This window comes from Pseudomonas sp. PA1(2017) (genome assembly GCF_001945375.1).
In the GTDB taxonomy this organism is placed as follows: domain Bacteria; phylum Pseudomonadota; class Gammaproteobacteria; order Pseudomonadales; family Pseudomonadaceae; genus Aquipseudomonas.
This window is the reverse complement of sequence record NZ_MSXU01000002.1, coordinates 63,898-76,416: the sequence shown is the minus strand read 5'-3', so window position 1 is coordinate 76,416 and position 12,519 is coordinate 63,898. Positions and strand designations below refer to the sequence as shown.

Here is a 12,519-nt window from a genome sequence, read left to right as displayed (position 1 = left end):
GCAGACCTTATCCGGCGTCTGTACGTAATCCACGACAGGGCGACGAAGCGCCACTAGGAAGCAAATTATATGCCTGAATCCAAGCCCTTTGCCTAGAGCCTGTTACCATTTCGTTTCGATGTCGCTCGGACGGTAACAGGCTCTTGCAGAGGTTCATGGGGAGGGATCCGCTACAGGCGGAATTCGTGACCCAGGTAGACGTCCTTGACAGTCTGGTTGGCCAGGATCGCCGCCGAATCGCCTTCGGCAATGAGCTGGCCCTCGCTGACGATGTAGGCGGTTTCGCAGATGTCCAGGGTTTCGCGCACGTTGTGATCGGTAATCAGCACGCCAATGCCCTTGGCCTTGAGGTGGTGAATGATCTGCTTGATATCACCGACCGAAATGGGGTCCACGCCGGCGAAGGGTTCATCGAGCAGGATGAATTTCGGCGAGGTGGCCAGGGCGCGGGCAATTTCGACGCGGCGGCGTTCACCACCGGACAGGCTCATGCCCAGGTTGTCGCGAATATGAGTGATGTGGAATTCCTGCAGCAGGCTCTCGAGTTCCTGCAGCCGCTGTTCGCGGTTGAGGTCTTTACGGGTTTCCAGAATCGCCATGATGTTGTCGGAAACGCTGAGCTTGCGGAAGATCGAGGCTTCCTGGGGCAGGTAGCCAATCCCGGCGCGCGCGCGGCCGTGCATCGGCTGGTGGCTGACGTCGAGGTCGTCGATCAGTACGCGGCCCTGATCGGCCTGTACCAGGCCTACGATCATGTAGAAGCACGTGGTCTTGCCGGCGCCGTTGGGGCCGAGCAAACCGACGATCTGGCCGCTTTCGATGCTCAGGCTCACGTCGCGCACGACCTGGCGACCCTTGTAGCTCTTGGCCAGGTGCTGGGCTTTGAGAGTCGCCATGGTTATTGGCCCTGCTCGGCAGCGGGGGCTGCCTTCTTCTGCGGCTGGATCACCATGTCGATGCGCGGGCGCGGGCTCGACACGTTGGTGCCGGTGGCGCGGCCGGCGTTTACGATCTGACGGCGCGTGTCGTAGACGATCTTCTCGCCTTCGAAGGTGTTGCCTTCCTGCACGACCTTAGCCTGATCGATCAGCACGATGCGCTCGTTGGCGGCGAAGTACTGGATGGTCAGGCCGTACGCCTTGACGATCTGCTTGTCGGCGGCCGGCTTCTGCTCGTAATAGGCAGGTTTGCCCACCGAGGTGAACACGTCGACTTCACCCTGCGCATTCTGGGTGATGGTGACGGTGTCGCCGGTGATCTTCATGGTGCCCTGAGTGATCACCACGTCGCCGCGGTATACCGCCACGCCTTGTTTGTCGTCCAGTTCAGCGCTGTCGGCCTGCACGCGGATCGGTTGATCGCGGTCACTCGGCAGAGCCCAGGCGCTTACGCTTCCGAGCGTGGCGCCGAGGCTGAGAAGTAGGGGGAGGGTTTTAACGAACCTCATGCTGGCCTCTTACGTTGGACTGCAGGATCATCCTGCCGTCATTCAAGTACGCTTTCATTCCTTGTGCCGTGGTCACCCCATTGGCCGCGTCGATTCTAACGGCTTGCTGGGTCTGCGCATATTCCTTCTGCGGGAATACGGTCAGGCGGCTGGTGGTGAGTATAGTGGGGCGGCCCTTTTCGTCCGTACGCTCGACGCGCACCTGATCGATCAGTTCGACTTCGTTGCCGTCGGGGCCGACTTCGCCACGGGCGCTACGTACCTTCCAGGGCAGCTCGGTGCCGCGGAACAGGTTCATGCGCGGTTCGGTCAGCAGCGTGGTGTCGGTGCTCTGCACGTGCTCGAGTTTTTCGCTGGTCATGTCGTTCTGGATGCGACCGTCGGGCAGATACTGCACGCTGCGCGCGTTGATCGCATAGAAATCGATGGGGTTTTCCGGCCCGGTGTGCTGCGGCGCGCTGGAGAAGCTGTCCGGGTTGATGTTCCAGTAGCCGGCCGCCACCACCAGCAGTGCGCCGAAGGTCAGCAGGACGGGAGTGAGGAATTTGCGCAGCATCGGCGAGCCCTACAGGTAGACGGATTGGGCGGCGTCAAGCGTGCCCTGTCCGCGCATGATCAGTTCACAGAATTCACGAGCAGCGCCTTCGCCGCCCCGTGCCTGGGTCACGCCGTGGGCGTGCTGGCGCACGAAGTCGTTGGCGCTGGCCACGGCCATGCCCAGGCCGACGCGGCGAATCACCGGCAGGTCAGGCAGGTCATCGCCCAGGTAGGCCACCTGCTCGTAACTCAGGCCCAGTTCGCCGAGCAGCTCGTCGAGGACGTCGAGCTTGTCCTCGCGGCCCTGGTACAAGTGCTGGATGCCGAGGTTCTGGGCGCGGCGCTCGACCACCGGCGTTTTGCGACCGCTGATGATGGCAGTGCGCACGCCGGAGTTGATGAGCATCTTGATGCCCTGGCCGTCGAGCGTGTTGAAAGTCTTGAATTCGCTACCGTCGACCAGGAAATACAGCTTGCCATCGGTCAGCACGCCGTCGACGTCGAAGATCGCCAGTTTGATGGCGTGGGTGCGTTGCAGTAGATCGTTCATCACATTACCCCCGCGCGCAGCAGGTCGCCCAGGTTGAAGGCGCCGATCGGACGATGGTCCGTATCGACCACGATCAGAGCGCTGATCTTGTTGTCTTCCATGATCTTCAGGGCCTCGGCGGCAAGCATGTCGGCCCGGGCGGTCTTGCCATGGGGGGTCATGACGTCGTCGATGCGGGCATCGCGTACGTCGATGCCTTTGTCCAGGGCGCGACGCAAGTCGCCGTCAGTGAAGATGCCGGCCAGTCGACCGTCGCTTTCCAGAACGGCGGTCATGCCCAGGCCTTTCTGAGTCATTTCCAACAGGGCATCGCGCAGGCTGGTGCCGCGCTTGACCTGAGGCAGGCTGTCCCCGGCATGCATGACATTCTCCACCTTGAGCAGCAGGCGGCGACCCAGGGCACCACCGGGGTGGGAGAAGGCGAAATCCTCGGCCGTGAAACCGCGGGCTTCCAGCAGGGCGATGGCCAATGCATCGCCCAGCACCAGCGAGGCGGTGGTGGAGGAGGTCGGCGCCAGGTTGAGCGGGCAGGCTTCCTTGGCCACGCGGGTGTCGAGATTGACTTCAGCGGCCTTCGACAGTGGCGACTCGGGATTGCCGGTCATGCTGATCAGGGTGATGCCCAGGCGCTTGATCAGCGGCAGCAGGGTGACGATTTCCGCGGTGGAGCCCGAATTGGAGAGCGCCAGCACCACGTCGTCACGGGTGATCATGCCCATGTCGCCATGGCTGGCCTCGGCCGGGTGCACGAAGAACGCCGTGGTGCCGGTGCTGGCTAGGGTCGCGGCGATCTTGTTGCCGATATGCCCGGACTTGCCCATGCCCACCACGACCACGCGGCCCTTGCTGGCCAGGATCAGCTCGCAAGCCTTGACGAAATTGGCGTCGATACGAGGCAGCAGCTCTTGCACCGCCTCGATCTCGAGGCGAATGGTGCGCTGTGCGGAATCAATCAGGTCGCGGGTCTGGTTCATGCTCGGCTTGGACTGCTCGACGAAAAAGACGGGGATTATAGCGGGAAAGCCCTGTGGACTCATCATTCATGCAGCAACCGGTAAATGGCAAAGCTGTCACAACCCTGAACGCTGGTGCGGCCCAGCTTTGGCGGGCAAATGCGCAAATGCTATAGTCCGCAGCCTTTTCTAGGGGCGAACGGAGTGCCCTTGTCCCGATCCCGGGCGTCTGATTAGGAAGGCAGTACGCAATGGAGTTCCGATGAGCGCGGAAAATCAGTACGCGGTCGAGCTTAAGAACGTAAGTTTTCAGCGCGGCGAGCGACACATCTTCAAGAACGTCGATATCTGCATCCCGCGTGGCAAGGTCACCGGGATCATGGGGCCGTCCGGCTGTGGCAAGACCACGCTGCTGCGCCTGATCGCGGCCGAGCTGCGCCCGAGCGCTGGCGAGATTCGGGTCAATGACCTGAACCTGCCCGACCTGTCGCGCAGCGAGCTGTTCGATATGCGCAAGCAGATGGGCGTGCTGTTCCAGAGCGGCGCGCTGTTCACGGACCTCGACGTGTTCGAGAACGTGGCCTTTCCGCTGCGTGTGCACACCCAGCTGCCCGAAGAAATGATTCGTGACATTGTTCTGATGAAGCTGCAGGCCGTCGGCTTGCGCGGCGCCATCGAGCTGATGCCTGATGAGCTATCCGGTGGCATGAAGCGTCGCGTGGCGCTGGCGCGGGCAATCGCTCTGGATCCGCAGATTCTCATGTACGACGAGCCGTTCGTCGGCCAGGATCCGATCGCCATGGGCGTGCTGGTTCGGCTGATTCGTCTGCTCAACGATGCGCTGGGGATCACCAGCATCGTGGTGTCCCATGATCTGGCCGAAACGGCCAGCATCGCCGACTACATCTACGTGGTCGGCGACAGTCAGGTGCTGGGCCAGGGAACGCCGGCCGAGCTGCGTGACTCGGATAATCCACGGGTACGTCAATTCATGCAGGGAACGCCAGACGGCCCGGTTCCCTTCCATTTCCAAGCGCCGAATTACCACGACGATCTACTGGGAGGGCGCTGATGCGCAGGACATCTTCACTCGAACGCGTTCGCCTGTTCGGGCGGGCGGGTATCGATGTGGTCGCCGCGCTCGGGCGTTCGACGATCTTTCTACTGCGCGCGCTGTTCGGCCGCGGCACCTCGGGCAATGGCCTGCAGTTGTTGATCAAGCAGCTGTATTCGGTGGGTGTGCTGTCCCTGGCGATCATCGTGGTATCGGGTGTGTTCATCGGCATGGTGCTGTCGCTGCAGGGCTTCAGCATTCTGGCCAAGTACGGTTCCGAACAGGCGGTGGGGCAGATGGTCGCCCTGACGCTGCTGCGCGAGCTTGGGCCGGTAGTGACCGCGCTGCTGTTCGCCGGGCGTGCCGGCTCGGCGTTGACCGCCGAGATCGGCAACATGAAATCCACCGAGCAGCTGTCGAGCCTGGCGATGATCGGCGTCGACCCGCTCAAGCACATCGTCGCGCCGCGCCTGTGGGCCGGGTTCATTTCCATGCCGCTGCTGGCGATGATCTTCAGCGTGGTCGGCATCTGGGGCGGCGCGATGGTCGCCGTCGACTGGCTGGGTGTCTACGAAGGCTCGTTCTGGGCCAACATGCAAAACAGTGTTTCGTTCCGCGAAGACGTGCTCAACGGCGTGATCAAGAGCCTGGTCTTCGCCTTCGTGGTGACCTGGATCGCCGTGTTCCAGGGCTATGACTGCGAACCCACTTCCGAAGGCATCAGCCGTGCGACCACCCGCACGGTGGTGTATGCCTCGCTGGCCGTACTGGGGCTGGACTTCATTCTGACCGCTTTGATGTTTGGAGATTTCTGATGCAAAACCGCACGATGGAAATCGGTGTCGGCCTGTTCCTGCTCGCCGGCCTGCTGGCCCTGCTGCTGCTGGCTCTGCGAGTCAGCGGTCTGGCGCCGGGTAGCAACGTCGACACTTACAAGGTTTACGCGCATTTCGACAACATTGCCGGCCTTACCGTACGCGCCAAGGTGACCATGGCGGGGGTCAATATCGGTCGCGTCACCGCCATCGATCTGGACCGCGACAGCTACACCGGGCGCGTAACGATGGAACTCGACAGCGCTGTCGACAATCTTCCGGTGGACTCCACCGCATCGATCCTGACCGCTGGTCTGCTCGGTGAAAAGTACGTGGGTATCAGCGTGGGCGGCGACGAAGAGTTGCTGGCCGATGGCGGAACCATCCACGACACCCAATCTTCCCTGGTGCTGGAAGACCTGATTGGCAAGTTCTTGCTCAATTCGGTGAACCGTGACCAGGAAAGCCAATGAGGTACCCGATGATGATCAAGACCCTGCGCAACAGCCTTGTCGCTCTGCTGGCCACCCTGCCATTGATGGCCATGGCTGCGCCTGCTGCCCACGAAGTGGTGCAGAAAACCACCGACACCCTGCTGGCTGATCTGAAAGCCAACAAGGATGAGTACCGCCAGAATCCCGAGGCCTTCTACAACTCGCTCAACGAGATTCTCGGCCCAGTGGTTGATGTCGACGGCATTTCGCGCAGCGTGATGACCGTGCGCTACTCCCGCGAAGCCACGCCCGAGCAGATGACGCGCTTCCAGGAAAACTTCAAGCGCAGCCTGATGCAGTTCTACGGCAACGCGCTGCTGGAATACAACAACCAGGACATTCGCGTGATCCCGGCTTCCGGCAAGCAGGACTCGCAACGGACTTCGGTGAACATGGAGATCCGTGACGGCAAGGGCACCGTGTACCCGCTGTCCTACACCATGGTCGCCATGGACGGAACCTGGAAGCTGCGTAACGTGGTGATCAACGGCATCAACGTTGGCAAGCTGTTCCGCGATCAGTTCGCCCAGTCGATGCAGAGCAACCGCAACGATCTCGACAAGGTCATCGACAGCTGGGCCGACACCGTCGCCAGGGCCCGCCAGGCTCGGGGGACGTCGTGAGTTCAGCGGCCATCGTCGAGCAGGCGCCGGGCGTGTTCGCACTCTCCGGCGTGCTCGACCACCAGAGTGGCCCGGCCCTGCGTGAGCAGGGCGGGCGGCTGATCCGTGCCACTCAGGCGGCGGCTTGCGTGATCGACTGCTCGGCCGTCGAGAAATCCAGCAGCGTCGGCCTGTCGCTGCTGCTGTGCTACATGCGCGATGCGCGCGCTGCTGGCAAGCAACTGAGCGTGCGGGCGCTGCCCCAGGATATGGGCGGAATCGCCAAGGTTTGCGAGCTGCAGCACGTGCTGCCGATGTCGGCCTGAGCGCTTGGCTACCAGGCGCGCCGCCGGCTGAAGTGGAAAATCGCCGCTGGCGATTTTTTGGTATGATGCCGGCCCCATGTCTGCCGGTCATCACCGAATGACGCTGCCAGGCGCGTCCCGCTGTCCGGACATGGTCTGCTTTCACAGGCGTCGCCAGGCGACGTCCACGCATATTGAATACGTTGATCGAGGTTGAGCATGCAGGCCCTTGAGGTAAAAAGTTTCTTGGAGACCAAATTGCCGGATGTTCAGGTAGAGGTCGACGGCGAAGGCTGCAACTTCCAGCTCAACCTGATCAGCGACGAGTTGGCCGGCCTCAGCCCGGTCAAGCGTCAGCAACAGATCTACGCTCACCTCAACCCCTGGATCGCCGATGGCAGCATCCACGCCGTGAGCATGAAATTCTTCAGCCGTGCCGACTGGGCCGCGCGTTCCTGAGACGACGAATTAGCTATGGATAAATTGAGCATTACGGGCGGCGTGCGTCTCGACGGCGAAATCCGCATTTCCGGTGCGAAGAACTCCGCACTGCCGATCCTGGCCGCGACCCTGCTGGGCGACGCGCCGGTGACCATCTGCAACCTGCCGCACCTGCACGACATCACCACGATGATCGAGCTGTTCGGTCGCATGGGTATCGAGCCGATCATCGACGAGAAGCTCAGCGTCGAAGTCGATGCGCGCACCATGAAGACTCTGGTCGCGCCTTACGAGCTGGTGAAAACCATGCGCGCCTCGATCCTGGTGCTCGGCCCCATGGTCGCCCGTTTCGGTGAGGCCGAGGTGGCGCTGCCGGGTGGTTGCGCCATTGGTTCGCGTCCGGTCGACCTGCACATCCGTGGCCTCGAAGCGATGGGCGCGATCATCGATGTCGAAGGCGGTTACATCAAGGCCAAGGCGCCCGAGGGCGGCCTGCGCGGTGCGCACTTCTTCTTCGACATGGTCAGTGTGACCGGCACCGAAAACATCCTGATGGCCGCCACCCTGGCCAAGGGCCGCACCGTTCTGGAAAACGCCGCGCGTGAACCGGAGGTGGTGGATCTGGCCAACTGCCTGATCGCCATGGGCGCGAAGATTCAGGGCGCCGGTACCGACACCATCACCATCGATGGCGTCGAGCGCCTGCACGGCGCACGTTTCAACGTGATGCCCGATCGTATCGAAACCGGCACCTACCTAGTCGCCGCGGCGGCCACCGGTGGCCGCGTGAAGGTCAAGGACGCCGACCCGAGCACGCTGGAAGCCGTACTGGCCAAGCTGCAGGAAGCGGGCGCCGAGATCACTACCGGTTCCGACTGGATCGAGCTGGACATGAAGGGCAAGCGTCCGAAGGCCGTGAGCCTGCGTACCGCGCCGTACCCGGCATTCCCGACCGACATGCAGGCGCAGTTCATCGCCCTCAATGCCATCGCCGAAGGCACTGGCACGGTGATCGAGACGATTTTCGAAAATCGCTTCATGCACGTATACGAAATGAGCCGCATGGGCGCGCAGATTCAGGTCGAGGGCAACACCGCCATCGTCACCGGCGCGCCGCAGCTCAAGGGTGCTCCGGTCATGGCCACCGACCTGCGCGCTTCGGCGAGCCTGGTCATCGCCGCGCTGGTCGCCCAGGGCGACACCGTGATCGATCGCATCTACCACATCGACCGTGGTTACGAATGCATCGAGGAAAAACTGCAATTGCTGGGGGCGAAGATTCGCCGCGTGCCGGGCTGACCACATGCTGACCATTGCCCTGTCCAAAGGCCGTATTCTCGACGACACCCTGCCGCTGCTCGCGGCGGCAGGCATCGTGCCGACCGAGAATCCGGACAAGAGCCGCAAGCTGATCATCCCGACCACCCAGGACGATGTGCGCCTGCTGATCGTGCGTGCCACCGATGTGCCGACCTACGTCGAGCATGGTGCTGCCGACCTCGGCGTAGCCGGCAAGGACGTGCTGCTCGAATACGGTGGCCAGGGGCTCTACGAGCCACTGGACCTGCGTATCGCGCGCTGCAAGCTGATGACCGCCGGTGCGGTGGGGGCGCCCGAGCCGAAAGGCCGGCTGCGCGTGGCCACCAAGTTCGTCAACGTCGCCAAGCGCTACTATGCCGAACAGGGCCGCCAGGTCGACATCATCAAGCTGTACGGCTCCATGGAGCTGGGGCCTCTGGTAGGTCTGGCCGACAAGATCATCGACGTGGTCGACACCGGTAACACGCTCAAGGCCAACGGCCTGGAAGCTCAGGAACTGATCGCCCACATCAGCTCGCGCCTGATCGTCAACAAGGCGTCCATGAAGATGCAGCACGGCCGCGTCCAGGCTCTGATCGACACGCTGCGTGAAGCGGTCGAGAGCCATCATCCGCATTGACCCTCTCTCGCGTGGCCTAGCAGCCACGCACGTCCTATCCGTGTCATAGCCAAATTCTCAGGTGCCCGCACGGTGGGCTTGCTACTCTAGCGGCGCCTGAGAATACCGCCATCCAGATGAGGCTTCAGCTATGACCGCTCCAGTTGCCATTCGCCGACTCAACGCTGCCGACGCGGATTTCGCCCAGCATCTGGATCATCTGCTGAGCTGGGAAAGCGTCTCCGACGACGGCGTCAATGGGCGCGTGCTGGATATCATCAAGGCGGTGCGCGAGCGCGGTGATGCCGCGCTGGTCGAATTCACCCAGCGTTTCGATGCCCTTGAAGTAGCCTCCATGGCCGACCTGATTCTACCGCGCGAGCGTCTGGAACTGGCGCTCACCCGCATTACCGCCGAGCAGCGCCAGGCGCTGGAAACCGCCGCCGCCCGGGTGCGCAGCTACCACGAAAAGCAGAAACAGGATTCCTGGACCTACACCGAGGCCGACGGTACGGTGCTGGGCCAGAAGGTCACGCCGCTCGATCGTGCCGGCCTGTACGTGCCTGGCGGCAAAGCCTCGTACCCATCCTCGGTGTTGATGAATGCCATTCCCGCCAAGGTCGCTGGCGTGCCCGAGGTGGTCATGGTGGTGCCAACGCCGCGTGGCGAGATCAACGAGATCGTACTGGCCGCCGCTGCCATTGCCGGCGTCGACCGGGTGTTCACCATCGGTGGCGCCCAGGCCGTCGCCGCGCTGGCCTACGGTACCGAGAGCGTACCGCCGGTGGACAAGATCGTCGGGCCGGGCAACATCTACGTGGCCACCGCCAAGCGCCACGTGTTCGGCAAGGTCGGCATCGACATGATCGCCGGGCCATCGGAAATTCTTGTCGTCTGCGACGGCCAGACCGACCCGGACTGGATCGCCATGGATCTGTTCTCCCAGGCCGAGCACGACGAAGACGCGCAGTCGATCCTGGTCAGCCCGGACGCCGCGTTTCTCGACAAGGTAGCAGAGAGCATCGCCAAACTGCTGCCGAGCCTGGAGCGCGAGGCCATTGCCCGGACCTCCATCGAAGGCCGCGGCGCGCTGATTCTGGTCGAAGACATGGCCCAGGCCATCGAAGTGGCCAACCGGATTGCGCCCGAGCACCTTGAACTCTCGGTTGAAAACCCTGAGCAGTACCTGCCGCAGATCCGCCATGCCGGCGCGATCTTCATGGGCCGTTATACCGCCGAAGCGCTGGGCGATTACTGCGCGGGGCCGAACCACGTGTTGCCTACATCCGGCACTGCGCGCTTCTCGTCGCCACTGGGGGTCTACGACTTCCAGAAGCGCTCGTCGATCATCCACTGTTCGGCCGACGGTGCTTCCGAGTTGGGCAAGGTGGCTTCAGTGCTCGCCCGCGGCGAGTCGCTGACCGCCCATGCTCGTAGCGCCGAATACCGCATCAAGAACTGATCGCTGATCGTAGGGTGGACGACGTTCTCGTCGTCCATCACGTTGTCTGAACAATTTCGAGGAGAGAAGGGCAGATGAGCAAATTCTGGAGCCCCTTCGTCAAGAGCCTGGTGCCTTATGTGCCGGGTGAGCAGCCGAAGCTGACCAAGCTGATCAAGCTCAACACCAACGAGAACCCCTGCGGCCCGTCGCCGAAAGCCATCGCCGCCATGCAGGCCGAGCTGAACGACGACTTGCGCCTGTACCCCGACCCCAACGGCGATCGCCTCAAGCAGGCGGTGGCGGCCTACTATGGCGTGCCGAGCAGCCAGGTGTTCGTCGGCAATGGCTCCGACGAAGTACTGGCCCATGCCTTCCATGGCCTGTTCCAGCACGGCAAGCCGCTGCTGTTTCCCGATATCAGCTACAGCTTTTATCCGGTTTACTGCGGGTTGTACGGCATCCAGGCCGAGCCGATCGCCCTGGACGAGCAGTTCCAGATCCGCGTCGAGGATTACGCGCGGCCCAACGGCGGCATCATTTTCCCCAACCCCAATGCGCCAACCGGTTGCCTGTTGGCGCTGGAGGCGGTGGAGCGCCTGCTGCAGGCCAACCCGGACAGCGTGGTGCTGGTGGACGAGGCCTATATCGATTTCGGCGGCGAGTCGGCGATCAGTCTGGTGAGCAAATACCCTAACCTGCTGGTCACCCAGACGTTGTCCAAGTCGCGCTCGCTGGCCGGTCTGCGCGTCGGCCTGGCGGTGGGGCACGAGGATCTGATCGAGGCGTTGGAGCGGATCAAGAACAGCTTCAACTCCTACCCGCTGGACCGCATCGCTATCGCCGGTGCTGCTGCTGCGTTCGAGGATCGCGCCTACTTCGAGCAAACCTGCGCGGCAGTGATCGACAGCCGCGAAAAGGTCGTCGCCGGCCTGCAGGCTCTGGGCTTCGAGGTGCTGCCGTCAGCCGCCAACTTCATCTTCGCCCGTCATCCGCAGCGTGACGCCGCCGGCATTGCCGCCTCGCTGCGTGAACAGGGCGTGATCGTGCGCCACTTCAAGCAAGAACGCATCGCCCAGTTCCTGCGCATCAGCATCGGCTCGCCGGAGCAGAACCAGGCGCTGCTCGACGCACTCGCGTCGCTCTGAGCACGAGCCGTCCATGAAAAAGCCAGGGCATAGGCCCTGGCTTTTTCGTATCCGCGAAGTCGGTGACGCGACGCGGCTCAGTGCCGATGGCCCTGGCCGATAAAGGTCAGCGAAGTGAAATAGCCACGGCTATCGATGTCCGCATCACCTTTCACCGCCTGGGTGGCCTCGGCGGCGATCACGTTCAGGCCTTCGTTGCGCACCGTCACCTGCGCTTCGCCCTTGGCGTCGGTGGTGGCGCTGATGGTATCCGGCGCGCTGCGGTAGTCACCGATCAGCTTCACGTCGGCGGCCGGTTTGCCGTCGATCAGCACGCGTACGGGAAGCGGCTTGCCGACGCCGACCTCCAGAGGATCGGCCAGGGGCACGATCACCATGCGCAGCCCTTTAAGGTCTGGCAGGTGGGCATGTGCCTGGAGGATCGACAGGCTGTATTTGTAGGTGTGCAAGGCTTCCACGGCGCCGGGTACCTGACTGCGGCCCTGGTTGATCCACTTGCCTTCGGCAGTCTTCGACCAGGCGCCATTATCCAGGGCCACGGCAAGCGAGGCTGGTGCACTCAGGGGCTTAAGGCGTGCGTGGTCGGCGAGGCGCTCGATGGTCACCGGAATGCTCTTGCCGGCAGCGTCGAAGGCCCATGCCCGGCTGATTTTCTCGGCTTTGAAGGCGTCGTCTTCGGCGCCGTGGCCATAGACTGCTTCGATGTTGCCGCGGCGCTGCTCGGTCCACAGGCCATGGGCGCTGGCGTGCTCGGCGAAGGCCAGGAGGGCGAGTAGAGCGGCGGTTTTGTGTGAGATGCGCATGATGCTTCCTT

16 protein-coding genes are annotated in these 12,519 nt (G+C 62.8%); 10 read left to right on the top strand and 6 right to left on the bottom strand.

Going from position 1 to position 12,519, the window contains the following annotated elements; genetic code table 11:
- Window positions 1-170: 170 nt before the first annotated feature.
- From lptB to BVH01_RS04595, 5 genes are read right to left on the bottom strand one after another with little or no spacing between them, the layout of a single operon-like run.
- Window positions 171-896 (bottom strand): LPS export ABC transporter ATP-binding protein, encoded by a 726-nt coding sequence (gene lptB, locus BVH01_RS04615; protein ID WP_075929212.1) that lies wholly within the window; start codon window positions 894-896, stop codon window positions 171-173.
- A gap of 2 nt (window positions 897-898) precedes the next feature.
- The gene (gene lptA, locus BVH01_RS04610) at window positions 899-1,447 is read right to left on the bottom strand and encodes a lipopolysaccharide transport periplasmic protein LptA (RefSeq protein WP_075929211.1); all 549 of its coding nucleotides are present in this window, start codon (window positions 1,445-1,447) and stop codon (window positions 899-901) included.
- Window positions 1,434-2,003, bottom strand: coding sequence for an LPS export ABC transporter periplasmic protein LptC (gene lptC, locus BVH01_RS04605; RefSeq protein WP_075929210.1), 570 nt, complete (start codon window positions 2,001-2,003; stop codon window positions 1,434-1,436). Before lptC ends, lptA begins: the two co-directional genes overlap by 14 nt.
- 9 nt (window positions 2,004-2,012) lie before the next feature.
- Entirely contained in the window at window positions 2,013-2,534 is a 522-nt protein-coding gene (locus BVH01_RS04600) for an HAD family hydrolase (protein WP_075929209.1), read from the bottom strand.
- A complete protein-coding gene (locus tag BVH01_RS04595; RefSeq protein WP_075929208.1) occupies window positions 2,534-3,508 on the bottom strand; it encodes a KpsF/GutQ family sugar-phosphate isomerase in 975 nt (324 codons plus the stop codon). Before BVH01_RS04595 ends, BVH01_RS04600 begins: the two co-directional genes overlap by 1 nt.
- Before the next feature lie 241 nt (window positions 3,509-3,749).
- Between BVH01_RS04595 and BVH01_RS04590 the strand changes: the two genes are divergently transcribed.
- The 10 genes from BVH01_RS04590 to hisC all read left to right on the top strand — a co-directional run bounded on the left by BVH01_RS04590 (window position 3,750) and on the right by hisC (window position 11,705).
- Window positions 3,750-4,559 carry an ATP-binding cassette domain-containing protein gene (locus BVH01_RS04590; protein ID WP_075929207.1) on the top strand — a complete coding sequence of 270 codons (810 nt, stop codon included), beginning with the start codon at window positions 3,750-3,752 and terminating at the stop codon, window positions 4,557-4,559.
- Entirely contained in the window at window positions 4,559-5,356 is a 798-nt protein-coding gene (mlaE, locus tag BVH01_RS04585; protein WP_074881392.1) for a lipid asymmetry maintenance ABC transporter permease subunit MlaE, read from the top strand. The genes BVH01_RS04590 and mlaE overlap by 1 nt, the downstream gene beginning before the upstream one ends.
- Window positions 5,356-5,829 carry an outer membrane lipid asymmetry maintenance protein MlaD gene (gene mlaD, locus BVH01_RS04580; protein WP_075929206.1) on the top strand — a complete coding sequence of 158 codons (474 nt, stop codon included), beginning with the start codon at window positions 5,356-5,358 and terminating at the stop codon, window positions 5,827-5,829. Before mlaE ends, mlaD begins: the two co-directional genes overlap by 1 nt.
- Window positions 5,830-5,840: 11 nt before the next feature.
- Entirely contained in the window at window positions 5,841-6,473 is a 633-nt protein-coding gene (locus tag BVH01_RS04575; RefSeq protein ID WP_075929308.1) for a phospholipid-binding protein MlaC, read from the top strand.
- Window positions 6,470-6,778: a lipid asymmetry maintenance protein MlaB gene (locus BVH01_RS04570; protein WP_075929205.1), complete on the top strand. Its 309-nt coding sequence runs from the start codon at window positions 6,470-6,472 to the stop codon at window positions 6,776-6,778. Before BVH01_RS04575 ends, BVH01_RS04570 begins: the two co-directional genes overlap by 4 nt.
- A gap of 198 nt (window positions 6,779-6,976) precedes the next feature.
- The gene (locus tag BVH01_RS04565) at window positions 6,977-7,216 is read left to right on the top strand and encodes a BolA family protein (protein WP_027909990.1); all 240 of its coding nucleotides are present in this window, start codon (window positions 6,977-6,979) and stop codon (window positions 7,214-7,216) included.
- A gap of 15 nt (window positions 7,217-7,231) precedes the next feature.
- A complete protein-coding gene (murA, locus tag BVH01_RS04560) occupies window positions 7,232-8,497 on the top strand; it encodes a UDP-N-acetylglucosamine 1-carboxyvinyltransferase (protein WP_075929204.1) in 1,266 nt (421 codons plus the stop codon).
- A gap of 4 nt (window positions 8,498-8,501) precedes the next feature.
- The gene (gene hisG, locus BVH01_RS04555) at window positions 8,502-9,137 is read left to right on the top strand and encodes an ATP phosphoribosyltransferase (RefSeq protein WP_075929203.1); all 636 of its coding nucleotides are present in this window, start codon (window positions 8,502-8,504) and stop codon (window positions 9,135-9,137) included.
- 130 nt (window positions 9,138-9,267) lie between these two features.
- Window positions 9,268-10,578: a histidinol dehydrogenase gene (hisD, locus tag BVH01_RS04550; protein WP_075929202.1), complete on the top strand. Its 1,311-nt coding sequence runs from the start codon at window positions 9,268-9,270 to the stop codon at window positions 10,576-10,578.
- Window positions 10,579-10,652: 74 nt separating this feature from the next.
- Entirely contained in the window at window positions 10,653-11,705 is a 1,053-nt protein-coding gene (gene hisC, locus BVH01_RS04545) for a histidinol-phosphate transaminase (protein ID WP_075929201.1), read from the top strand.
- Window positions 11,706-11,782: 77 nt separating this feature from the next.
- Here the strand turns inward: hisC and BVH01_RS04540 are convergent, their stop codons facing one another.
- Window positions 11,783-12,508: a DUF4198 domain-containing protein gene (locus BVH01_RS04540; RefSeq protein ID WP_075929200.1), complete on the bottom strand. Its 726-nt coding sequence runs from the start codon at window positions 12,506-12,508 to the stop codon at window positions 11,783-11,785.
- Window positions 12,509-12,519: the final 11 nt, after the last annotated feature.